At 35.4% G+C, this 24,302-nt stretch carries 24 protein-coding genes; 1 reads left to right on the forward strand and 23 read right to left on the reverse strand.

Annotated features, from left to right (window positions below; genetic code table 11):
• The first annotated feature begins 55 nt into the window (after positions 1-55).
• Positions 56-1,657 (forward strand): class I SAM-dependent methyltransferase, encoded by a 1,602-nt coding sequence (locus BAZ10_RS04095; RefSeq protein ID WP_078770976.1) that lies wholly within the window; start codon positions 56-58, stop codon positions 1,655-1,657.
• Between the two features lie 41 nt (positions 1,658-1,698).
• Here BAZ10_RS04095 and BAZ10_RS04100 read toward each other — a convergent pair whose 3' ends face one another.
• The 23 genes from BAZ10_RS04100 to BAZ10_RS04210 form a co-directional block, all read right to left on the reverse strand.
• Positions 1,699-2,463 (reverse strand): enoyl-CoA hydratase/isomerase family protein, encoded by a 765-nt coding sequence (locus BAZ10_RS04100; protein WP_078770977.1) that lies wholly within the window; start codon positions 2,461-2,463, stop codon positions 1,699-1,701.
• 16 nt (positions 2,464-2,479) lie between these two features.
• Positions 2,480-5,155, reverse strand: coding sequence for a DEAD/DEAH box helicase family protein (locus tag BAZ10_RS04105; protein WP_078770978.1), 2,676 nt, complete (start codon positions 5,153-5,155; stop codon positions 2,480-2,482).
• Between the two features lie 8 nt (positions 5,156-5,163).
• Positions 5,164-5,853: an SMUG2 DNA glycosylase family protein gene (locus tag BAZ10_RS04110; protein ID WP_078770979.1), complete on the reverse strand. Its 690-nt coding sequence runs from the start codon at positions 5,851-5,853 to the stop codon at positions 5,164-5,166.
• Between the two features lie 100 nt (positions 5,854-5,953).
• Positions 5,954-8,449 carry a phenylacetic acid degradation bifunctional protein PaaZ gene (gene paaZ / locus BAZ10_RS04115; protein WP_078770980.1) on the reverse strand — a complete coding sequence of 832 codons (2,496 nt, stop codon included), beginning with the start codon at positions 8,447-8,449 and terminating at the stop codon, positions 5,954-5,956.
• A gap of 64 nt (positions 8,450-8,513) precedes the next feature.
• Entirely contained in the window at positions 8,514-8,783 is a 270-nt protein-coding gene (locus tag BAZ10_RS04120) for a hypothetical protein (RefSeq protein WP_078770981.1), read from the reverse strand.
• 77 nt (positions 8,784-8,860) lie between these two features.
• On the reverse strand, positions 8,861-9,433 hold the full coding sequence (locus BAZ10_RS04125) for a transposase (RefSeq protein WP_078770982.1): 573 nt from the start codon (positions 9,431-9,433) through the stop codon (positions 8,861-8,863).
• 70 nt (positions 9,434-9,503) lie between these two features.
• On the reverse strand, positions 9,504-10,097 hold the full coding sequence (locus BAZ10_RS04130; protein WP_059324980.1) for an acyltransferase: 594 nt from the start codon (positions 10,095-10,097) through the stop codon (positions 9,504-9,506).
• Positions 10,098-10,231: 134 nt separating this feature from the next.
• On the reverse strand, positions 10,232-11,437 hold the full coding sequence (pcaF, locus tag BAZ10_RS04135; RefSeq protein WP_078770983.1) for a 3-oxoadipyl-CoA thiolase: 1,206 nt from the start codon (positions 11,435-11,437) through the stop codon (positions 10,232-10,234).
• Positions 11,438-11,496: 59 nt separating this feature from the next.
• Positions 11,497-11,910 carry a PaaI family thioesterase gene (locus tag BAZ10_RS04140; RefSeq protein WP_078770984.1) on the reverse strand — a complete coding sequence of 138 codons (414 nt, stop codon included), beginning with the start codon at positions 11,908-11,910 and terminating at the stop codon, positions 11,497-11,499.
• Positions 11,911-11,984: 74 nt separating this feature from the next.
• The gene (locus tag BAZ10_RS04145) at positions 11,985-13,115 is read right to left on the reverse strand and encodes a 3-hydroxyacyl-CoA dehydrogenase NAD-binding domain-containing protein (protein WP_078770985.1); all 1,131 of its coding nucleotides are present in this window, start codon (positions 13,113-13,115) and stop codon (positions 11,985-11,987) included.
• 119 nt (positions 13,116-13,234) lie between these two features.
• Positions 13,235-14,038 (reverse strand): enoyl-CoA hydratase/isomerase family protein, encoded by an 804-nt coding sequence (locus BAZ10_RS04150; protein WP_078402846.1) that lies wholly within the window; start codon positions 14,036-14,038, stop codon positions 13,235-13,237.
• Between the two features lie 134 nt (positions 14,039-14,172).
• A complete protein-coding gene (paaD, locus tag BAZ10_RS04155; RefSeq protein WP_078770986.1) occupies positions 14,173-14,637 on the reverse strand; it encodes a 1,2-phenylacetyl-CoA epoxidase subunit PaaD in 465 nt (154 codons plus the stop codon).
• A gap of 4 nt (positions 14,638-14,641) precedes the next feature.
• Positions 14,642-15,415, reverse strand: coding sequence for an alpha/beta hydrolase (locus tag BAZ10_RS04160; protein WP_245803741.1), 774 nt, complete (start codon positions 15,413-15,415; stop codon positions 14,642-14,644).
• A gap of 39 nt (positions 15,416-15,454) precedes the next feature.
• Positions 15,455-16,204, reverse strand: a complete 750-nt coding sequence (paaC, locus tag BAZ10_RS04165; protein ID WP_078770988.1) for a 1,2-phenylacetyl-CoA epoxidase subunit PaaC — start codon at positions 16,202-16,204, stop codon at positions 15,455-15,457.
• Between the two features lie 71 nt (positions 16,205-16,275).
• Positions 16,276-16,557 carry a 1,2-phenylacetyl-CoA epoxidase subunit PaaB gene (gene paaB / locus BAZ10_RS04170; protein ID WP_034870705.1) on the reverse strand — a complete coding sequence of 94 codons (282 nt, stop codon included), beginning with the start codon at positions 16,555-16,557 and terminating at the stop codon, positions 16,276-16,278.
• 134 nt (positions 16,558-16,691) lie between these two features.
• Entirely contained in the window at positions 16,692-17,633 is a 942-nt protein-coding gene (gene paaA, locus BAZ10_RS04175; protein WP_059156464.1) for a 1,2-phenylacetyl-CoA epoxidase subunit PaaA, read from the reverse strand.
• 87 nt (positions 17,634-17,720) lie between these two features.
• Positions 17,721-18,104, reverse strand: a complete 384-nt coding sequence (locus BAZ10_RS04180; RefSeq protein ID WP_078770989.1) for a GxxExxY protein — start codon at positions 18,102-18,104, stop codon at positions 17,721-17,723.
• A gap of 131 nt (positions 18,105-18,235) precedes the next feature.
• A complete protein-coding gene (locus BAZ10_RS04185) occupies positions 18,236-18,493 on the reverse strand; it encodes a hypothetical protein (RefSeq protein ID WP_034870702.1) in 258 nt (85 codons plus the stop codon).
• Positions 18,494-18,608: 115 nt separating this feature from the next.
• A complete protein-coding gene (locus BAZ10_RS04190; protein ID WP_078770990.1) occupies positions 18,609-19,694 on the reverse strand; it encodes a 2Fe-2S iron-sulfur cluster-binding protein in 1,086 nt (361 codons plus the stop codon).
• Positions 19,691-21,010, reverse strand: coding sequence for a phenylacetate--CoA ligase family protein (locus BAZ10_RS04195; protein WP_078770991.1), 1,320 nt, complete (start codon positions 21,008-21,010; stop codon positions 19,691-19,693). The genes BAZ10_RS04190 and BAZ10_RS04195 overlap by 4 nt, the downstream gene beginning before the upstream one ends.
• 71 nt (positions 21,011-21,081) lie before the next feature.
• Positions 21,082-21,660 (reverse strand): TetR/AcrR family transcriptional regulator, encoded by a 579-nt coding sequence (locus BAZ10_RS04200; protein ID WP_078770992.1) that lies wholly within the window; start codon positions 21,658-21,660, stop codon positions 21,082-21,084.
• Positions 21,661-21,691: 31 nt separating this feature from the next.
• A complete protein-coding gene (locus BAZ10_RS04205) occupies positions 21,692-23,092 on the reverse strand; it encodes a hypothetical protein (RefSeq protein ID WP_078770993.1) in 1,401 nt (466 codons plus the stop codon).
• Between the two features lie 5 nt (positions 23,093-23,097).
• Positions 23,098-24,240 carry an ABC transporter ATP-binding protein gene (locus BAZ10_RS04210; RefSeq protein WP_078770994.1) on the reverse strand — a complete coding sequence of 381 codons (1,143 nt, stop codon included), beginning with the start codon at positions 24,238-24,240 and terminating at the stop codon, positions 23,098-23,100.
• Between the last annotated feature and the right edge of the window lie 62 nt (positions 24,241-24,302).

Below are 24,302 nucleotides of genomic sequence, written 5' to 3' on the forward strand. Positions count from 1 at the left end.
ATTGTTCAAAACCAATTTCTCAAATCATTAACTTTAGGAAGATAAACAACACAGAATGAATAAGGAAATTCTAAGATCATCCATCTTCAGACATTTAGATGGTATTGTTACTGCTCCCGTAGCTGTATCACTAAACAAGAAAGGTATCATCGACCATATATTAGAAAAAGAAACAATTATTCTTTCCGATCTTACAGAACAATTTAAAGCTAATGAAGGTTATCTGAATGTTGCCTTGCATACATTGGGTTCACAGGGATTTATCATTTACAATACAGATAATAACAAGAATACAGTCTCTGTTACAGCAAACAGCAATACATTGCTATTAAAGAAACTCTCTTTTCTGTATGACAAGATAATTCCCTTTCTGAAAAAATCTACAGATATTAGGAATCAGATTTTGGAAACTTCATTTATAGAAGAGTTTAGTCTTCTTGCAGCAGCTATGAAGAATAATTTTGATCTCAATATTTCTGATAATCCTGAGGAGAAAGGTATTCAGGAACAAATATTAAAACATATTGAAGGTTGTATTATAGGCCCTGTAATTGTATATCTAGGTATGACAGGTATGTTTCATAAGTATTTTATGGAAACTTCCTTTCAGGCGGCAGAATTTCATAAAAAAGCAGAAAACTTTGAGGTTATTCTGGATTTCCTGACACATTTGGGATGGTTTAGAAAAAACGGAAGCAATTATAAGTTTACAGAAACCGGTGTTTATTATGCTAAACGAGCTGCCTCATATGGAGTAACGGTCTCTTATCTGCCAATGCTAAACAGGTTGGATGAATTATTATTTGGAGATGCACACAAAATAAGGGAAATAGCAGAAGGTGATGACGAGATCCATGTGGATCGTGCTATGAATGTATGGGGAAGCGGTGGTGCACATTCTAACTATTTTAAGGTAGCCAATGATTTTATTATTCAGGTCTTCAATCAACCTATCCATTTACAGCCCAAAGGTATATTGGATATGGGTTGTGGTAACGGTGCCTTTATTCAGCATATTTTCGAAACAATAGAAAGACAAACCCTGCGTGGAAAAATGTTGGAAGAGCATCCTCTTTTTTTAGTAGGAGCAGATTATAATCCGGCAGCACTAAAAGCAACCCGCGCGAACCTCATCAACAATGATATTTGGGCGAAGGTGATCTGGGGAGATATCGGAAATCCGAAGAAGTTGGCAGAGGATCTTAGAGAAAGCTATGAGATTGAGCTTTCGGACTTATTGAATATAAGAACCTTTCTGGACCATAACCGGGTATGGAAAACTCCGGAAAATAAAAACCCGGAAAGAATAAGTAGTTCAACCGGAGCATTTGCCTTTCGTGGTGAAAGACTCTCTAACAATATTGTAGAGGAAAGCCTGAAAGAACATTTGGAGCTTTGGCTTCCTTATATTAAGAAAAATGGATTACTCATAATAGAACTCCATTCTCTAAATCCTGAACTTACCCAAAATAATCTGGGCAAAACTGCTGCAACGGCTTATGAAACTACTCATGGATTCTCGGATCAGTACATTCTTGAAGTTGATGTTTTCAGAAAAATATGCACAGAAACAGGATTAAGTATTAGTCCGGAATTTTCGAGAAAGTTTCCTGACTCGGATCTGGCAACAGTTTCTATAAATCTTTTAAAAGCTTAGTAATATAAAAGAGCGATTATAAAACATAATCGCTCTTTTATTTATTTTGCTCTCAGGCGTTCTTTAATTGCTTCGATGTTCTTTTTAGCCGAATCTTCTAAAATAAGGCTGGCACTCATGTGAATTCTGTCTGGCATTAGTATATTAAAATAATCTGTACCATCCCAGGAAACTTTCTTAATCAATGCTAATGCTTCATCGCTTCTGGTGGAAAGCTTCTGAAGAAAATCTCCAAGCTTTGCATCCATTTCAGCAATATTTTCAGATACTGAATGGTAAATATTATGCTGCTCTGCCCATTCTGCAGATCTAAATTCTGCATCTATTGCCATTGCCGAAAATTGTGATTTCCCGATTTTTCTTTCCACATAAGGGCCTATTACAAACGGACCTATTCCCAGGTTGATTTCAGTAAGAGCAAGGGCTGCATCTTTGGTTGCAAAACAATAATCTGCTCCACAGGCAATTCCTACTCCGCCACCAGTGGTCTTTCCTTGTACTCTTACAACAACTATTTTTCCACAATTCCTCATCGCATTGAGTACTTTGGCAAAACCTCCGAAGAACTTCTTAGAAGTCTCAAGCTCATCAATGGCTAAAAGTTCGTCGAAACTAGCCCCTGCACAAAAAGCTTTTTCTCCGACGCTTTTTATAAGGATTGCTTTTACTTCCTTTTTTACACCTTCTTCTAAAATAGTCTGAGCCAGTTTTTCCAAAATAGCACCAGGCAGTGAATTGCTTTTCGGTGTTCCAAAAGTAATTTCTGCGATATTGTTTTTAATTTCTGATATTACGAATTCGTTCATAATTTTTGTTATTGGATTATCTTATCCATTTATGGATATGCTCTATATGTTTATTTTTCCTGATTAATGCTTTAAATCTCAAAGTTAATAACAGTTTCCTGCCTTCTATTGTCCTTGTGAACACCAAGCTAGCTGCTCCTGATTCTTTAATCCAGTTTCTAGCAAATAATTCTGCGCTTTTTCTATTTCTCCCAAAAATATCAGGAACCGGATAATAGTTAATACTGTTTTTCAAAAAAAGAATTCCTTTGGTCTTTAGTAAATATCTGGGATTATCAATCTTTGACAGAAGCTCTTGTAAAGTTAATATAAATACTGAAGCTTCGCTATAACTTCCCCCTTCTAAGTGGCAAACGCTATTTCCTTTTTCATCTGAAGAAACAACAATTCTAAGCTTTTCGATTGATGTTCTGATAGCTCTTTCACTGATTAATGAAGACAATATAGCTCTGGCTATTTTTTCAAGATTTTTAGAAATATTCTTATACCTTAGATACTGCATTAATGATCGATAGAACATTCCTCCATAAGTTAGAAAACCTGCAATTCCGAATAAAAATATAAATAAATATGCTCCTTCTAATGTCTGAAAGGACTTTAAAGATTTTATAATACCTCCAAGAAATTCTGCCCAGAACATAAGTACAGAAGATATTAACATTCCCATAAAATGACCAATACTTTTACTCAGGCTTTTAAATTTCTTTTCTTGCCACTTATCCGGATCTTGAGATTCAATTTGTATTTCTTCTACAAGGTGATCGCCTTTCTTTAATGCTCTGCTCCATTTATCTTTAAGTTCATTTTTTCTGCACGCTAAAGAAATCATTTCTTTATTAATCTCCTCTATTTCCGATATCTTCTCAATTGTCTTAATATTGAGACGTTCAATATTATTTTCAATTTGCTCATTTTCTTTGTTAGAAACACCTACAAAAGTTTTGAAGCGTTTTACCATTTTTTGATAATCTATCCCACCTTCAGGATCTCTTTCATTAAAACAGATCAGGTGCCAGATATTACTCACTTTTTCAGGGTTATCTTTATCTGTTCTTATCGCCCGCCCGCGTATCTGATTACTTAATACATAGCTGCTAACAAAACTTGCGACAACAAGGCTATTAATTTTGGGAGCATCCCATCCTTCTCCCAGTAGTGATTTTGTTCCAATCAGAATATTTATTCTCCCTTCCTGAAAATAGTGTGTTACTATTTCTACAAGAAAACTTTGAGTATTGTCGCTTGGGTAAATCTGTACAAAATTGTCATCAGATTTTATTTCTGATAAGGTAACACCTTTGTCAGGGAAGTCTTTTATAAGCTGATTAGCTAATTCCTTAGGTAGAATAACAAGAGAACCGGTGAGAACACCTATATCTTTTCTTATTAAAGGATCTTTTTTTAATATTTCAAAAATAGGAATCACTCCCATCTTATCAGGACTAGGAGTTGGTTCAATACCATTAGTAATAAATTCTTTTCTGATAAAATCAGTGAGAATTACCATGCGCAAATCATTTCCAAAATTCTCACTCTCACTAATCGTAATATTCCTAATAGCTTCTAGTTTTCCAGAACCTGCATTTAGAATATGTTCTAATTTTTCGTTCTGGAAGAAACTAATAGTCTTATTTTTTAAAATACTATTTCTTCTTAATTTATTTTCTAAATCCTGCCTGAAGCCCTCGTACTTTTTAAAATGTATATCATCTGTGAATAAGTAAAACTCCAGTAGCTCTTCCAACCAGAAGAAGTCAAACTCGGGAATATATTTTTGCTCATCACCGATAATTTGAAAATGAATATCAGGTATCTTAATTCCTATTGCATTCATAAAAATGAGTCCCGAAGTATATGAAGATATATTGTCATAAATCCACTCAAGGTGTTTTTCCGGGTCCTTATAAATATAATGATTAACAATTGCTTCAGTAATTACATCATCTTGCTTTATTTCTTTATACAAGTTGTCTGCATATTGATAAATCTGATCTATAGACTGCTTTTCTTCTAAAGTAGGGAGTGTAAAATATATAAGATCTTGGTGAGGACAAAGGTCGCCTTCCAACATAAGCTCCGGAACAGAAATTTCTGTATCTACAGGCCCATTTAATTCTATGTAATTCTGCCATTCACTTTCTGAAACATCAAAAGGCTGGGTACCTGTAAGTGCAACAATTGTCGGATTCAGTTGATCTTTTATTGTAATAATACTTTGCCACCATGCTTTTTTCAGATGATGTGCTTCATCCAGAATAAGAGTTCCAATTTTCAGCTTTTTAATTAACTTCAAAAAGGAATCATTGTTTAATTTCTTCTCAATAGTTTTACTTTCGGCATCCCTTTTTATTACTGAATGAATTCCCTGATAAGTTGCCAGGGTTACAAAAGCAGGTTTATTTAAATCAAGAGATATCCACTCCGGAAGTGTATCACTCTGAAGAAAAAGTTCTCTGAAGCGCTGTACCCATTGGTTTCTTATAGCTAAAGTAGGAGCAACAATCAAAGTTGGATTATTAATACGGAGCATAATCTCTAATCCAAGAACCGTTTTCCCCGAACCAGGCGGAGCAACAATATGAAGGTGATTATCCGAAAGATAATCCTGCAGATTATCTAAAAATTGTTTTTGATACTTACGCCAACTATATCTGAATAATATTCCTTCCGGAAACTCTTTCATTTCTTCCATTCATCAGATTATTTTTCAGAAAAGGCTACAATATACTTATCTATATATATTTCTTTTTCTTTTGATTTGTATTGCTGAATATAGCGAGGATGTTCCAGAACAGTAATTTTATCAAATAACCTCTCTTCTTTGTTTAGCTTATTGATAAAGTCTGCATTCTTTTTCCCCAATACGAAAACTTCAGTGGTATCCAGTCCCAGACTTATATGCTTTTTCAGAGAATCTATCATAAAACTTTTTACGTCCTCAAAGAGCTGTTTATCATCATAATAATTTGCATTCAGCCAACCATTCTTTGTATTTCTTACAATAGCCAAAGGAAAAGGAGAATTGATATAAAATTCTTTATAAAACTTTTCTACTCCGCCAAAAACATTGATCATATCATACATAAAGACAGATGAAACTTCATGAGTATGAACAGACTCCATTTCAATACCACATTCGCTTTTCAGCCGTTTGGTATCTGTAAAAGGGACTCCTGTTAACCCTGCACCATGTCGACTGGGATTGATTCCAATTATAAATCTGCGCTGGTCTGAGTCATTATAATATTTATGATAAAACTTTTGCATCACAACCATCGTTTCAGGATTGTCCAGATAAGGATTTAGTACATTAAATCCTTCCGGTAGTTTTCCCGAATATCGAAGGGTCTTATTAAAATCTATGACTTTATCTGCAAAAGTATTCTCCACACTCCAAATATATTAATTTACAAATGTACCAGTCTAACAGTATAACAGTTTATCAAAAAGTAATTTATCAGAATGTGTATTTAATATTATTACAGATATTCTAAATTAATCCGAACTGTTCAAAATGATGGGTAAAATGCTTTCTGTGCATCAGTTCCCACATTTCCTTGTTAATCTTTCCAAATACAAAATGGATATGCTCTGCCTGTGGATTCTCTCTGTAATAGATCAAGAATTCCTGAATTGCATTAAGGAAAGCTTCTTTTGCAGCCTCCAGGTTTTTATGTTTCAATTCCGGTAAGCTTCCGTCCTGTGGAAGGAATGGCGCCGGAAATTCTTTTGGCATTTTCCTGTGATTGTATAAGGAATCCTGATACTTTTCAAGGTGTTCATCAGGTGTATAATACTTTTCTGCTTCAGGCCTTCCCATACCATATTTAACGGTAGTTTCCAGATGTTCCAGCATTTCCTGCGGAGACATTTTGCCCCATTCAGGTTTTGAGCTTTCCGTTAAACCATTTAGTATTTTTTTGATATCTCTTACGTTCAGATCAATAAAAGGAGATTTTTTAGCTACCAATGTCAGAATTGTTGCCACGCAAACTACTTCTTCTCTTTGGTTTACCACCTCAACCAGCCACTTTACCACACCACTAGGAATGTTTCGACCTTTTACGCCTCTGTTGATTCTCTCTTTTGCAGTCAGGTATACTGTGATAGTATCTCCTGCATATACAGGCTTAAAGAAAGCACAATTCTCTAATCCATAATTTGCAATTACAGGTCCTTTTTTACCGGAAACAAATAACCCGGCTGCTGCTGAAAGAATAAAATAGCCATGAGCTACAGTCTTGTCGAAAATTGTTCCGTTAAGACTGGTAGCATCGGTATGTGCATAGAAGTGATCCCACGAAACGTTAGAGAAGTTTACAATATCTGCTTCAGTTACTGTTCTTCCAGCTGTTTCCAATGAGTCTCCAATTTCTACCTCCTCGAAATATTTACGGAAAGGATGTTTATCTGAGTATTTTTTCTCTGCTCCTTGTTGATAAATTTTTGTGATAGTTGTCAGAATATCCGGTGATCCCTGAATAGCCGTTTTTTGCAGGAAGAAGTGAAGTCCGCTTAGTCCACCCATTTCTTCTCCGCCACCAGCTCTTCCCGGACCTCCATGCATTAGTGTTGGAAGTGGTGAGCCATGTCCCGTACTCTCTTTAGCATTATCTCTGTTCAGTACATATATACGTCCATGTTGGGAAGCCATCTTCCAGGAAGTTTCAGCAACGAATTTATCATCGTAAGAAACAATAGAACCGACTAAACTTCCTTTTCCTCTTTTTGCTAAAGCGGCAGCTTCTTCTGCATCTTTATAGGGCATTAAAGTAGAAACAGGTCCAAAAGCTTCTACATCATGAGAGATATTCTTTTCAAAAGGTTTATCATTCAGGAACAACTTAGGACTCATAAATGCTCCTTTCTCATAATCGGCATCTATTAGTTCTTGTTTACCATCGTATACCAGTTCTGTTTCTGCTTTTAGCAAGTTTACTTTTCTCAGAACCTCATCATATTGTTGTTTCCCGACCAAAGATCCCATTCGGGTTTCTCTGTTTAGAGGATTTCCTATTTTTGTTTGATCCAATGCTTTGGACAGAGCACTCTGAACATCACCAATTAAATGCTCAGGCACAATAATTCTACGGATAGCAGTACATTTTTGTCCTGCTTTTGTTGTCATTTCGTTACGAACTTCTTTAATGAACAAATCGAATTCGGGAGTTCCCGGCTTGGCGTCTAATCCCAGAATTGAACAATTCAGAGAGTCTGCTTCCATATTAAAACGAACTGAATTTCCGGCAACTGAAGGCAAAGCTTTTAGTTTTCTTCCGGTACTGGCAGATCCGGTAAATAGAACAGAATCTCCATCCTGTACATAATCCAGAATATTTCCAGGTTCTCCACAAACCAACTGAACAGCACCTTCAGGCAAATAGCCACTTTCAATCATATCCTGAAAAACAGCATTGGTAAGGTAAGAGCCAGGAGTAGCCGGTTTTACAATGCTTGGTACACCTGCCAGTAAAGATGTGGATAACTTTTCCAGCATTCCCCAAACCGGGAAGTTATAAGCATTGATTTGTACAGAAATCCCTTCACTTGGTGTAAGGATATGTGTTCCCAGATGTGTTCCGTTAGCTGAGATTTTCTGTGTATCACCATCTACCCAAAATGGTGTATTCGGAAGCATTCTCTTTGCTAAACCTGAGTAAGTGAAAAAAGTACCAAAACCTCCTTCTATATCTACCCAGGAATCCACATGGGTTGCTCCTGTTTTATATGATAACTCGTAATATTTTTTCTTTCTCTCTAAAAGGTAAAGCGCTACTTTTTTCAGCATTTCCCCACGATCATAAAATGTCATAGAGGAAAGGTTTTTATAACCTACAGTTCTTCCGTAGTCAAGAGCTTGCTCGAAGTTTATCCCTTCCGTATCTGAAACAGCAACCTGCTCTCCTGTAACGGCATTATAAAGCGGAATTTCTTTACCGTTTCCTTCTACCCATTGTCCGTAAATATAGTTCTTTAGTTTTTCCATAATATTTCAAATTTGTTCGTGTAATTAGCATTACACTTGCTGAACAATATTAATTATTTGATGTTTATTTTTTTAATACCAATTGTAAGACTTTTTTACCTCCCAGATATACAAGAAAGAGTATTAATGCAAAATCAATAATAAAGATTGAATCAATAAGAATTGTGTAAAAAAAATCTTTTGATTTAAGGCGTCTTTCTATTCTATCGGAATCCACATGTTCCAATGCATCCGAAATACCAATCATAGCTTTTATTACGAAATAGCCTAAAAAGTGAAGTACACTCAATACAATCAGAACAATATACCAGTATTTTTTTAGGAAATTCTGCATTTTAGGCTATAATTATTTTATGTTTTAAACTTTATCAAACCTCATAGGTTTTGAAAACCTATGAGGTTTCTTTATTTTCACATTTCTAAAAAATCATACTCTATAATACTTTTATGAAAAACAACGAAATCGTCAGTCGAGTCAAAGTATTGTAAAATATCATTTCTTTTCAACTTACTACTTTTTGATAAATCTAAATAAGATCTGTAAGAAGAAAAATTCCAGTTCTCTACTAAGCTAGTCAAACCATGATTTACCGGATTATTATGAATATAATGCACAAGCTTTAGCAAATAATTCTCATTATCAACTCTCTTACGTTTAAGAAAATCCAAAAACAGAGAGCCTCTTCTATTATATTTTTTATTATATGCTTTTGCATAGGCATTAAGCATATTACTAAATGGTTTCATTAATGTTTGATGAGCATCTTTACTATTTCCATTCTTATCTTTAAATCTTAAAAGTAAATGAAAATGATTAGAGAGAAGACAATAAGCATAAATATCAGCAATCGGAGTAATATATTTAGAAAGCTTTTCCAAAAAATAATGATAATTAGATTCTTCTTTAAATATCAAGTCTTTTCCATTAGCATGACTATATACATGATAAATATATCCAAAATCAAAACTTTCTAAATTTTTCATTCTCTTAATCTTAAATATTACTCCAAACCTCATAGGTCTTTAGAAACCTATGAGGTTTAAATTTACTACTTTATTTCAGATCGGCCCAGATACTGTAATCCACTACTTTTGTAGGAATTTGCTCTGTAAATTCTGTAAAAGGTTCACAAGGAACAATGGCTTCTTTTCCTTCTCTTGCTAATTCCTGATATAGCTTTGTCCCTTCGGTTTTCCAGTGAATCATTTCGTCTGAAACATCACGTATAATTTTTGCAGGGCTGCCTACAATCAGTTTTCTTGGTTCACATTTAAAATTGGCCGGAACAAAAGCCAGTGCTCCAATAATACACTCATCACCAATTACAGCCTTATCCATTACAACCGCATTCATTCCTACAAGACAATTTCTACCGATATGTCCGGAATGGATGATAGCTCCATGCCCTATGTGTGCTGATTCTTCCAAAATGGTTTCAATATTTGGAAATACATGAAGCGTACAGTTTTCCTGAACATTGGCTCCGTCTTTTATAATAATCTTTCCCCAATCACCGCGGATAACAGCATTGGGACCGATATATACTTCTTCACCAATTTCTACATTTCCGATAATCACTGCCTGGGGATGAACATAGGCTGAAGATTTTATAACCGGACGAATACCATGATAGGAGTAAATGTTCATAAAATTTTTAATAAAAATTTAATTTAGCAATGTATCAGTTTATCAATGTAACAATAAATATCCTGCCTTATTGAAAGAGTATATATTCTATTGGTAAACTGTTACATTGTTATATTGTTACATTATTGAAAATATTATACTTTTTCAATTACCATTGCATAACCTTGTCCAACACCGATACAAAGTGTACACAAAGCATATTTTTTATTTTGTTTCTGTAGTTCCAGAGCTGCCGACCCAATGATTCTGGCTCCTGATACTCCAAGCGGATGTCCTATCGCAATAGCTCCTCCATTTGGATTAACTCTCGGATCATTGTCTTCTAGACCTAAGCTTCTGGTTACAGCAAGTGCTTGCGCAGCAAATGCTTCATTTAATTCAATAATATCTATATCTTCCAGAGAAAGATTTAGTCTTTTTAATAGCTTCTGAGTTGCTTCTACCGGTCCTATCCCCATAATTCGGGGCTCTACTCCGGCTACAGCAGATCCTACTATTTTTGCTTTTGGTTTTAAACCATATTTTTTCACAGCTTCCTCACTTGCCAAGATAAGAGCGGCAGCGCCGTCATTCATTCCTGAAGCGTTTCCGGCTGTTACAGTCCCTTCTTTTCTGAAAGCAGGACGTAGCTTTGATAATACTTCTATAGTTGTTGTCGGCTTAATAAATTCATCATTATCAAACACAACAGGTTCTCCTTTCCTTTGTGGAATTTCGACTTTTGTTATTTCCTCAGCCAGCCTTCCACTATCTTGTGCTTTTGTTGCTTTTTGTTGTGACCACAATGCAAATTGATCCTGGTCTTCTCTGCTGATATTATGCAGGTCAGCAAGGTTTTCAGCTGTTTCGCCCATACCGTCCACGCCATACATTTCTTTCATCTTTGGGTTTACGAAGCGCCATCCGAAAGTTGTATCATACATCTGACTATCTCTCCCATAAGCGGCACTTGGTTTCGACATTACATAAGGAGAACGTGTCATATGCTCTACTCCACCTGCAATGTAGATTTCTCCCTCACCTGCAGCTATCGACCTGAATGCATTGGCAACAGCAGACATTCCTGAGGCACAAAGTCTGTTCACTGTTTCACCGCCTGTTTTATAAGGAAGTCCGGCTAATAAAAGTGCCATTCTTGCAACATTACGGTTATCTTCTCCGGCCTGATTAGCACATCCAAAAATAACATCCTCTATTTCTTCAACAGGAACTTCCGGATTTCTTGTAACAATTTCTTTAATGACTATAGCTGCCAGATCATCTGCACGCACTTCGGATAAACCTCCCTGTAATTTTGAAATGGGAGTTCTTATATAATCTATGATGTAAACGTTGTTCATAATACTAATTTGAAAATTTGAGAGTAGGTTAATTTGAAAATTAACCCAGCTCAACATCTTTATAATTCAGTTACTTTTTTTCCAATTTTGTAAACTGTTCCTGTGAATTTTGCTACCAGTTTTTGCTCTTGGTTGGTGATATGAATATCATAAACAGCAGTCTTTCTGGTTTCATTTACCAATTTACTTTCCCCACGAAAAATATCACCTTCTCTTCCGGCAGTTGTAAAGTTTATCACACAATTGAGTGCTACTGCTGCATCTCCGGAATTGTTGGAGGAAAAAGCCAATGCTGAGTCCGCAAAAGCGAAAGTAACTCCACCATGAACGGTTTTCAAACCATTCAACATTTCCTCTCTGATTGGCATTTCTATTAAACAATAATTTTCTTTTACCTCTATCAGTTTTATTCCCATCCATTTGGAAAACTCATCCTGAGCGAGCATATAATCTGCGACTTGTTCTGGCTTCATTATTTATTTAATTTAACAATAGATACTTCGACTACGCTCAGCATGACATACGTTTATTATACTCTTAATTACTTTTATATTTTATTAAGTAAAGGGCTTTGTCTGTAGCGTTCTTCCTGGTATTCGTTATAAAGGTTCCGGAGTGTTTCAGATATAGCTGTATACCCAATTTCCTTTCCCCAGTTTAGTAAACCTTTAGGATAATTAACACCTTTCTGCATAGCCAGTTCTATATCTTCATCATTTGCGATACCTAATCTCTTCGCTTCTACAGCTTCATTGATTAACATTGAAATAATTCTTATAAAGATTTGCTGATACAATTCTTCATTCTTCTGAGCAATAGGTTTGGAAGCTCCTTCCCGATAGTCATAAAATCCACGATTTGTTTTTCTACCCAAAAGCTTGGCTTCGGCCATACGTTGTTGTAGTAAAGAAGGTTTATATTTAGGATCGTAGAAGTAGTCTTTATAAACCGTTGTTGTAACGGCAAAGTTCACATCGATCCCAATAAGGTCCATTAGTTCAAAGGGGCCCATTTTAAAGTTCCCAAGACTGGTCATAGCATCATCCACCTGCTCGGGTGTTGCAATATTTTCTTCGACAATTCTCAATGCCTCACCATAATATGGACGTGCAATCCTGTTGACAATAAAACCGGGAATATCTTTAGCAATCACCGGAACTTTGTTCCAGGATTTCATTAAATCATAAACTTTTTGTGGTAATTGTTCATCGGTAAGTAACCCGGGAATTACTTCCACTAAAGGCATCAAAGGTGCCGGATTAAAAAAGTGAATACCTATGAAGCGATTCGGATTTCTCAGCTCCGATGATAAAGAAGTAATAGAAATAGAAGATGTATTGGAACTAATTATACAAGTGTCGGATACATATGTTTCTAACTCAGAAAACACTTTGGTTTTGATCTCTTTATTTTCGATAATTGCTTCAATAACTAAATCAGAATCTTTCAGGTCTTTTAGCTCTGTACAGAATTTCACTCTGTTGAATATCTGTTCTGCTTCCTCAAATGATATTTTCTGCTTTTCGGCAAGTCTTGTCAGTATCTTCTCAAGGTTTTGTAATGCTTTTTCGGTTTGCGATGCATTTGCATCAAACAAAAATACATTACATCCGTTGGAAGCTGCCACCTGAGCTATTCCAATCCCCATCGTTCCTGAGCCGATTACTCCTATATTCATAGTTAAAAATAATGTAGCAATGTATCACTTACCAATGTAACAATTTTATAAAAAATTGAATTTGCCGAAGCGCTTATTTCTATTGGTAGTTGTTACATTGGCAGATTGTTATATTAATTTTATTTCCCTTTATACTCTGGTTGTCTTTTTTCCAAAAATGCTCTTACACCTTCTTTGAAATCTTCAGTTTCAGCAGCGTCTTGCTGATAAATACCTTCCAAATCCAATTGTTCGCTCAACGTATTGTTATAGGAATTATTGAATGCTTTTTTGGTTAATCCTATTGCTTTTGTTGGCAGATTAGAAATCTGAGCCAAAACTTCACCTGCTTTTGCTTCAAACTCTTCATCTTTGAAAACATCAGCAATTAATCCCAATTGCTTAGCCTCAGTTGATGAAAGTTTTTTTCCGGTAAATGCCAAATAACTGGCCAATTGTTTACCTAATAATTTTGGCAGATAATAGGTTCCTGCTGTATCCGGGATTAATCCAATATTTACAAATGCCTGAGAAAAGTAAGAGCTTTCAGTTGCCAAAGTAAAGTCACAGATAAGTCCCAACATTGCACCTGCACCTACTGCTGGTCCGTTGACTAAAGCAATAACAGGTTTTGAGTTTTTTACAATGGCTTTTACCATTGGGTTATAATAATCGATAACCATACGTTGTATGATTCTTTCGTCTTCAGCTTCTTTACCTAATGATAAAGCTTCTTTAAGATTCTGTCCGGAACAGAAAGCTTTTCCTCTTCCCGAAATAGCAATACATCTTACTGTTTCGTTTTTATCACATTCCTCCATAAAGTGGCGTATTTCACTCAACATTTTTTTGTTAAGCGAGTTATAACTTTCGGGTTGGTTGAGATAAGCTATTTTTAGTTTTCCGTCTAATTTTGATTCAATATCAATTTGAGTATAGTCCATAAAATATTTTTTTAGTGTACCAATATAACAATCTAAGTTAACGTAACAATCTAATAGTTCAGTAATCTGGCAACAACATCGTTATGCTCCACATATTCATAAGTTCTATTGGTAAACTGATACATTAATTTACATCAATGGCATTTAAAATAATCGAAAGGTTCCAGACAATCTAAACACTGATAGGATGCTTTACACAATGTAGACCCGAATCTGCTGATTTGCTTGGTATGCATAGAACCACATCGTGGACATTCTTTAGGTTTTCCAATATGATGTTCGTCCGCACCTCTTTCGGGTGGTGTAATTCCATAAGCTTTCAGTTTTTCTCTGGCTTCATCGGTTAACCAATCAGTTGTCCATATCGGAAACATTTTGGTTACCACTTTTGCATCCCAGCCATTTTCTTTCATGACTTTGGTAATATCTTCTTCAATAGTAAACATAGCCGGGCAGGCAGAATAAGTAGGTGTAATAGTTACTTCACAAGTACTGACACCAAGCATCTTTGCCTCTCTTACAATACCCAGTTCCACAATATCGATTACCGGAATTTCAGGATCTGGAATTGTTTTTAATATGTCTAAAAGTTCATTCATTTTCTTATTTTTTATCAAAGTCAAGGACTTTCGCCATTGCTTTTTGATAATCCACATTATCTGTCATCCCGTTATGTCCCTGATTATTTAGTACAATCAGGCTATCTCCCTGTTTAAAATTGTCTTTCAATTTCAAAGAGGCATTATAATTAATTACCTCATCGGCATTACCATGAAATATAATAACCGGAGATTTCACAGTTTTCAGATATTGATAGGTTTCAAAATTATATTTGAGTAAAAATCCGGGAAGGAATGAAAACTGTTGTTTCATCTCATCCCTCAGACTATAGTAGGGAGCCTGCAAGATTAATAAATGAGCATTACTAACCGAAGCTATTTTTGCTGCTAATCCGGTTCCTACAGAATATCCCAGGATAATAATTTTATTTTCGGGATACCTTTTCTCTATTTCTTTATATGCTACTTCTACATCCGAAAATAGCTGATCTTTACTTTCTATGTTTCCTTCGCTTTTCCCATAGCCTCTGTAATCCACTATGAAAACATCATAATTCATACTGTTATAAAGTTTAGCTACTTCGCCCCAGCCTTTTATTGAGCCACCATTACCATGAAGGTAAAAAATAACACCTTTAGAGTCCGGAACTCTGAATAATACAGAGCTTAGCCTTTTATTGTCTTTTGTTACAATCGGTATTTCTTCTGCATTGCCTTCGAAATTATAAGTATAGTTCTCTGGCAATTTTTCCGGATGAAATATTATTTTCTCCTGATAATAGTATACCGCTGCACATAGCACTAAATATACTATCACAAAAGAAATAATTATTTTCAGAAATACCTTCATTGCTATCTACCATGTACAACCGGGATAGGCTCTTTGCAAATATTGTAATTCACAAAGTATAAAGCCAAAGTATTCTGTATGATATCCGGTTCTGGATTTAAGCTGCATAAAAGGATTTTCCGGATACTCTAATCCAAAACCCTGAAAATCTTTTTGGGTAATACTGATAAATTGTTGGTAAAGTTCATCTGTATTTGGGGCTATATTTAAAGCGATCAAATCTTCTTCCCCTTCTACATGCGCAAATAAGCCTTTGGTATATTCCCAAATATTCTCAATAGCATTTGTCAGGCGCTCACGACTTTCTTCTGTTCCCTGAGCAAAAATCTTCATCCATGAAGAAGTATGGGTATAATGGTATCTTACCTCTTTCAGAGATTTCTGTGCAATTGCAGACAGTTCTTCATCTACTGATGTGGATAAAGCCTCGTACATCAATTTCTGATAGACAGAAAAAACATATACTTTAAGAATGGTTTGCGCATAATCCTCATTAGGCAACTCCGTCCAATGTGCATTTACATATTCATGTTCATATCTTAAGAAAGCTATATCATCTTCACTCTTTCCATCATCATTTAGTCGAGATGCATATTGGTAAAAATTATTAGCTTGTCCCAGTTCATCCAGTGCAATATTTGTCAGCGCAATATCTTCTTCCAGATAAGGCCCTTCACCGCACCATTCTGCAAGCCTCTGCCCCATGATAAAGCTATCGTCTGCCAGTTTTAATAAATAGTTATATAATGGATTCATTGTATAGAATTTAGAAACTAGAGGTTAGAAATCAGACTAAATTCTATAATCTAACTTCTCACTTCTATAATTTACATATTTTTTACATCATTTGGGATTTCATAGAAAGTCGGATGGCGGTACAACTTATCATCCGCAGGATCAAAGAATGCTTCCTGATCTACTCCTTCGGAGCTTACTATATATTTACTCGGAACTACCCATACACAGGTTCCCTCTTTTCTTCTTGTATAAACATCTCTGGCATTTTGTAATGCCATTTCCGCTGTGGGTGCCTGTACTGTTCCGGCATGCTTGTGGGATAAGCCCGGTTTTGTCTGAATAAAAACTTCCCACATATCTAAATTTGCCATAGTCAAATTAATTTAACAATGTATCAATGTACCAATTTATCAATGATATTCTTCATGAACTACGTTCGTAAGCCTTCATTTTATGCTCAGAATGACAATTGATTGTTACATTTTTACATTGGTATATTGTTACATTATTTTATTACTTCTTTTTGTTGTTTTTCGGCAAAAGCTGCAGCTGCTTCTTTTACCCAAAGGTTTTCTTGCTGAGCTTTTACTTTAGTCTGTAATCTCTTTTTATTACAGGGTCCATTACCTTTTAATACTTCCATAAACTCGTCCCATGGAAGCTCTCCAAAGTCGTAATGACCTTTTTCTTCATTCCATTTTAAATCTTTATCCGGAATGGTCAGTCCTAAAAATTCGGCCTGTGGAACAGTAACATCAATGAATCTTTGACGAAGACTGTCATTACTCTCACGCTTCACTCTGTAATTCATTGATAATTTAGAGTTTGGAGAGTGTTCATCATTTGGACCAAACATCATTAATGCAGGCCACCAGAAACGATTTAACGCTGCCTGAGCCATCTCTTTCTGCTGCTTTGTTCCACGGCAAAGTGCCATTAGGATTTCATAACCTTGTCTTTGGTGGAAAGATTCTTCTTTGCAAATTCTCACCATTGCTCTGGAATATGGCCCATAAGAATTACCCATCAGCATTACTTGATTCATAATCGCGGCTCCGTCTACAAGCCAGCCTATAGCACCGATATCTGCCCAGCTTAGTGTAGGATAATTAAATATACTTGAATACTTTGCTTTCCCAGACAACATATCATCATAAGTAGCATCCCTATCGGATCTTATAGTTCCGTTTCCCAATGTTTCTGTAGCTGCGTAGAGGTATAATCCGTGTCCGGCTTCATCCTGAACTTTTGCCAGTAATGCCATTTTTCTTCTCAACGATGGTGCACGGGAAATCCAATTGGCTTCCGGAAGCATTCCTACAATCTCGGAATGTGCATGCTGAGAAATCTGACGAACCAATAACTTCCTGTAATCATCAGGCATTATATCTTTTGGTTCTACTTTATTTTCTTCATGTACGTATTGTACAAACTTTTCTAAATCCATTATTTATATTTTTAACACAATGGCACTAATTAAATTTTATCCTTACTAATGTTTTTAAGGCACTGATTGCTTCGCAATATATTTATACTAAGATATCTTCCCGTTTATAACTCTCTTAACACCATCTTTAAAAACATCTGTCCTAAAATTCAACAGTAATCCTAATTTTAATCCTGTCATCTTTAAGTAGGTTAAAACCTGAGCCTTATGAATATCATTTATAAAATCTACAGTTTTTATCTCCAGAATCAATTTATTCTCAACTATTAAATCAACCCTGAAAGCATTTTCTATCATGAGAGTTTCATAAACAATTGGCAGATACTTTTGCTTTTCAACTTCTAATCCAAACTTTTTAAGTTCATAAAACATACATTCTTCATAAACACTTTCAAATAAACCCGCTCCTAATTTTTTATGGATTTTCAGGCCTAAATCAAATACAATTCTTGACAACTCATTCTCTGTCATATATTTTTAATTTTTGAAAATCTTTGATTTTCTTGTGCCTTAAAAAGCGTATTTATTTAAAATATAATTTGTGTCTTTGTGTTTATAAAAATTACCCTTCTGTATCTATATTTTTAACACAATAACACTAATTATAAATGGCCATCACTTAAATCATCTTTCAGGTAGATTCCTACCTTGGAGTTGGAAAATTCTCCGGCCACAAAATTTACTTTTTTACCTTTATCTTCAATCACGTATTCTTTAAAGTAGTAAACATGCCCTTCATAAGGCCCTTTTACTTCTACTTTTTTATTAACACAGTTCCAGTAAAAGCTCCAGATATTCAGTCCATTAATCTTATATTCTTCATTTTCATCTAATGCTTTTGCGAATTTCCAGTTAGTCATGACTTTTAAATTTAGCGGTTATACTTCTTTACCAATTTAACAATAAACCACTGGTTTTCAAGTACAATTAACAGTTTTTAACCGCTAGAACTCACTATTTATAATCAATATAAATTTAAACATCATAATTCAGCATCAACACATTGGTAGTGGGATGGCACTGGCATGTCAGTACAAATCCTCTTTCTACCTCATCTTCTGTCAATGCAAAGTTCTTTTCCATAAAAACTTCGCCTTCCAATACCTGAGCTTTGCAAGTACAGCATACACCTCCTTTACAGGCAAACGGCACTGGTAGTTGCTCTTTCAATGCCTTGTCCAGAATGCTTTCTTTTTTCGAATTAAGATGGAAAGAATATTCATCATCATCAATAATTACTGTTACCATACTCTCCAGATTAGCAATAGCTTTGAACTCTTCACTCATTTCTTCTGCGTTTTCTTCATCCGGTGCAGTGAAGTATTCATATAAAACCTGAATTGCAGGAACCTTCTTTTCTTTTTTCAAATAATCGGAAATACTCTTGATCATGTCTGCAGGGCCACAAATAAAATATGTAGCTTCCGGAACATCAATATCCGGATATCTTTCAAAAAGCTGTTCTAATTTTTCAGCCGATATTCTTCCTTCAAAAACCGGATCTTCATGTTTCTCCCTACTTACGAGGTAAATTACTTTCAGCCTTCCACCAAAATCCTTTTCCAGCTTATCTAATTCAGCTTTTTTCATCACATGAGCCATGCTTCTATTACTATAAAACAGATAAGCATTGCTATTTGGTTCCTGATAGAGGCTTTCTTTCAAATTGGATAATACCGGACTAATTCCACTACCTGCAGCCAATCCAATATAAGTTTTGGTATTGCTGGGATGATAAGTCGTATTAAATCCGCCCATGGGTGGCATCACTTCCAGCATTTCATCCATATGAAGATGCTCATTGAAATAACCTGAAACCTTACCTCCTTCCAGTAATTTCACCAATACTTCCAATACATTGCCTTTCTCACTCGGAGCATTACAAATAGAATAAGAACGTCGTTCTTCATTCCCATCGATCATCATTCTGAAGTTGATATATTGCCCCTGCCTGAATCTGAATTTATCTTTCAGCTCCTCCGGGATTTCAACCGCTACATTCACGGCATCCTGCGTATCCTTCTGAACCTTTACGGTTTTTAATTTATAAAATGAGTTCATTTTCTCTTGAGTATTCTGTTTATTTTTCCGCCTTCACATTTTGGAAGAGAATCCTGAGCATGGATTTTTACTTTTGTGGTAATCCCCACTCTTCTTTTTATTTCACCTTCCACACTTTCAGCAAAATTGTGGATAAAGTTGGTATAGTCGTTACTGTTTATTTCAAATTGTTGTGCCCTGATCATTTCATTATTTATTTCTACATCTACTTCAAGGGCTACACACATATGTTCTTTTTCAATAGGTGTAAGATAATAATTGGGAACAACTCCCTTGATACCAGAAAATGCATCTTCTATCTGGCTTGGATATACATTCACACCTCTTACAATCAGCATATCATCGGCCCTTCCTACTATAGGTTTCATCTTCACCATTGTCCGTTTTGCATTGGTATCGTAATAAAGATTTGTAATATCGTTGGTCCAGTAGCGCAAAAGCGGCATTGCTTTTTTGGTTAAAGTCGTAATGACCAAAACTCCCTCTTCACCGTACGGAACAGGCAGCTTCGTTACAGGATCCAATATTTCGGGATAAAAATGATCTTCCCAGATATAAGAGCCTCCTTTTTCCTCCCAATCTTCCATAGAAACTCCGGGACCTATAATTTCGCTTAACCCATAAATATTAGTTGCGTGGAGACCCAGCCTTTTTTCAATATGACCTCTGATAATTTCTGTCCAGGGTTCGGAGCCCAGTACAGCATACTTCAAGCTTATATCTTCTGCAGGAATTCCTCTGTTAGCTAATTCATCTGCAATTGTAAGCGCGTAAGATGGTGAACAGCAAATAACTTCAGGCTTAAAATCCATAATCAGATCCACCTGTCTTACTGTCATTCCGCCTGAAATAGGAAGAACACTCATTCCCAGTTTTTCGGCACCATAATGCAGTCCTAAACCTCCAGTAAAAATTCCGTAACCGTAGGCATTATGCAGCAGCATTCCCCGCTGTGCTCCCGCAGCATTCAGAGATCTGGCAACTACCTCACTAAAAAGATCCACATCTTCTTTTGTGTAGCCTACAACAGTTGGCTTGCCTGTTGTTCCACTTGAGCAATGAATCCTCTGTAATTGGCTTTTGGGAACAGTAAATAATCCGAATGGATAGCTATCTCTTAAATCTTGTTTATAAGTTATAGGAAGTTTTGAAATATCTTCAATTGACTTTATATCCTGAGACGCCAGGCCGGATTCATTAAATTTTCGTTTATAAAACTCCGATTTCTCATCCAGGTAAGCAACCAGATTCTTCAGCCTTTCTGACTGAAGTTTCCGCAACTGATCTAATTCTAAATGTTCAACTGAAAAATACATAATCTAACTAACATTCGTTAGTTGTAAAAATAAAAAGAATTTTCATTCTGGCAAATTTTTTATGACTTCCATCATGTTTTTAAATTCCCCAGAAGGCCATAAAGTATTTTATCCCTGATTTCATCGGTAATTTCGTATGTAGATTCTATATTTTTTTTGAACCAGAAATAGGAATTATTCAGTGTATGAAGAATGAATTTAGCGGTAAATGTCGGAGATTTAAGCTCCCAATTTTCTTCCTGATAAATTTCCAATATAAGTTGTTCCACTTCTCTTTGGTACTGCTTCCGAAGTTCTACAAACTCAGAAAGCCTCTCTTCCAAATGCTTCCACTCGTTAGAATAAATGTGGGTAACATCCGGATTTTCAAGGACAGTGGAAATATGTTTTTCAATAAATAGATTCAAACGTTCTTTAGCCGGAAGTTTTGCATTCTTTACTTCATTTAGCCCTTCGAAAAATCTTCCTGCAATGCTAAAGCATATCCATTCCAGTAATTCATCTTTTGAACGAATATGTGCGTAAAGTGAGGCTGCCTTTATATTCAGCCTGGCAGCCAGATCACGCATAGATGCGCCAACATAACCTTTTTCTTTAAAAAGTTCTATGGCTACTTCCAGTATTTCAATTTGCTTTTTTTTCAGCTGCATTGATTAGTTTTTTTGCAAAAATACTAACTAACTATTGTTCGGGCAATGCTCTCCACCTTTTTATATATTTCGAAAGGAAGAAAAAGGAGATTACAACCGATATAAAATTATAACCAAACATTGCTGTTTTATCTATTTCAAACCAATCTTTCTGATCTGCTAAAAAGCAAAAAGCCGGAACAAACCACATAAAAGTAAATAAGAACATGCAAACAAATATCCCTGAATTTGCTTTCACTTTACTATTAACAAATACTGAGCACAGATAGGCAACAATAACTCCAAAAGTGAGCAGCATCATGATCATATAAGTCTCCCCTCCTGTAACAGCATTAAAGAGTCCGAAAACAATATTCAATATTCCCAAAGAGACTAATGCTATAAGCCAGCTTCTTCCTGATGTAGTTCTGAAAGCAAAAATCAGAAATGATAATACGAGCGAAAAATAGAAAATAAAAATAGCCAACTCTTTTTCTATAATAGGTCTGCTGTGCGCCTCTTTTAAAGTTGCAAAGTTACTTTTCAGTAAAGCCTGCTCAACATAAAAATTAGAATAGCTCTTCTCTCCGGTGGCATTTCTTACTGCAGCATCCGTATCTCTCGGATACATCGGGTTGATGAGCTGATATTCCATATAACCAGTTTCCGGATGATAGTTGAGAGCAAGTAAGCGTTCCGGTGTAAGATTTGTTTTTAGCTTCACCGATTTTACCAATGCAAAATAATTCTGAAACTTCTTTTTGATCTCCGCTTCATCTCTGTCTGCCAGTATTTTTTTCATAATGGCATCATTTGGTTCCGGATTTATGGATGTAAACTTATCGTAATATCTATCCTGAACTTCTCTGTTGATTAATGCATTTTTGTGATATTTCTTCCCCAGAATGGTAACTGAATCTTTATAGAAGTAACCATTTTCTTTAATACGGGTACCATCTTTTTGCAAACCCATTTGTAATGAATCCAATTCTCCTTCAGCAAATGGAGCATCGATAAAATAATCCATCTGAGTAATCAGATTTCCTTTTGTAACAATATCCTGATAGCTATAATAAGATCTCTGATGGGTTACTTTTCCCCATTGGAAAAAGAAATAAAAAGAAGAAAGTGATAAGACAATAATGTAGGTGTGAATCCATTCGTAGAATAAGGCATTATTACTCTTTGGATAAAAAGCCTTAAAACTATTATTTCTAAAATAGAATACCAGCCATACAATAAGTGCCAGAATGGAAATAATTACAGAAAAAGTAAAAAATGTTACATCATCATTATATTGATAGATTTCCGTAAAATCTACAGTTCCGGTTGTATAACCTAATAAGAAATAAATAGCATTGATTACAACGCCCAATATAAGCATCGGAATTAATTTCGTGTTCCACAATAATGGATATTTTAATAACAGTTTTGTTTGTATTCTATCTAGCATGGCTTTTATTTAATGAAGAAACGACGTGTTGAATGAGTGATATTACGGAAGTATACCAACTGAATATTTTCTTTAAGAACAGTTTCCAGGAAAGTTTGTACCGTAGTATGCATTGGAAAATGTGCTACAAAGGTTCCTCCGTTTTGTTCGAGAGATACCAAAGAGATGGAAGACAACTTTTCTTTCAGATTACTCAATGTATCATCAGTTTCAAATTCAACAATGAACTGTACCTCTTCAGCTTCCTGAGATTTCAGATTTCTTTGAGATCCATTTTTAAGGAAAACAACCTGCTGGGAAGTCTTTTCAACTTCATACAATTGCTGAGAACTCAGTACTATTGCAATAGGGCGGTAGGGTGAGCCCGCAATATTTCGGAAATCATCCAGAATAGTTTGCTGTGCAAGAATATCAAGATTAGCCAATGGTTCATCTATTAACAGAATTTTAGGCTTCCTCAACAGCATTCTTGCCAATTCAAATCTCATTTTATAGCCAGAAGAAAGGCTGTTCCATGAATGTTTACGAAAGGGGCGAAGTCCTAATCTTGTAATAACAAGATCTACTACAGCTTTGTTTTCTTCAGGCTTATAACCATAACTGGCCGCTGTAAAAACAAGATTTTCATACATACTTCCTCTCCATGTATCTGTTCTCTGTGGAATATAAACCAGCTTTGTCCTCAGGTCATATTCATCTTTACAGGAAAAACTATATTTAATACTTCCCGAAGTAGGCTTCAGATCTCCACATAGACTTCTTAGTAATGTTGTTTTACCATTTCCGTTTTCTCCAACAAGCCCTATAATTTCTCCGGACTTTACTTCCAGATCAATAGGGCCAAGTGTAAATCCCGCTCCATATTTCTTAGTAAGGCCTTTCACAGAAATTACGGCTTGAGGTTCTGCAATTGATTTTCCGGATAATTCTTCATGAAGTTTCTCCAACAAAGCATTTAGCTTTCCTATAACAGTATCTTCAGAAGGTTTTGTATCCAACCAGTCTAAGAAATCATTTGTTTCTTTATAGAACTGAAGATTCTCAGTATCCAGGGTAATATCAATAATTCTTTTTACTGCCCTATCCAGATCTTTAAAAAGAATTAATTCGTGTATTTCTTCAAAAACTAAGTTTTGTATTCTCATCATTTTTATTTCTGTGGTGTAAATAACAAATTTTATGGCATATAATAAAATTAATTTCTTCTCTA

It is taken from the genome of Elizabethkingia occulta (assembly GCF_002023715.1).
Taxonomy (GTDB): Bacteria; Bacteroidota; Bacteroidia; order Flavobacteriales; family Weeksellaceae; genus Elizabethkingia; species Elizabethkingia occulta.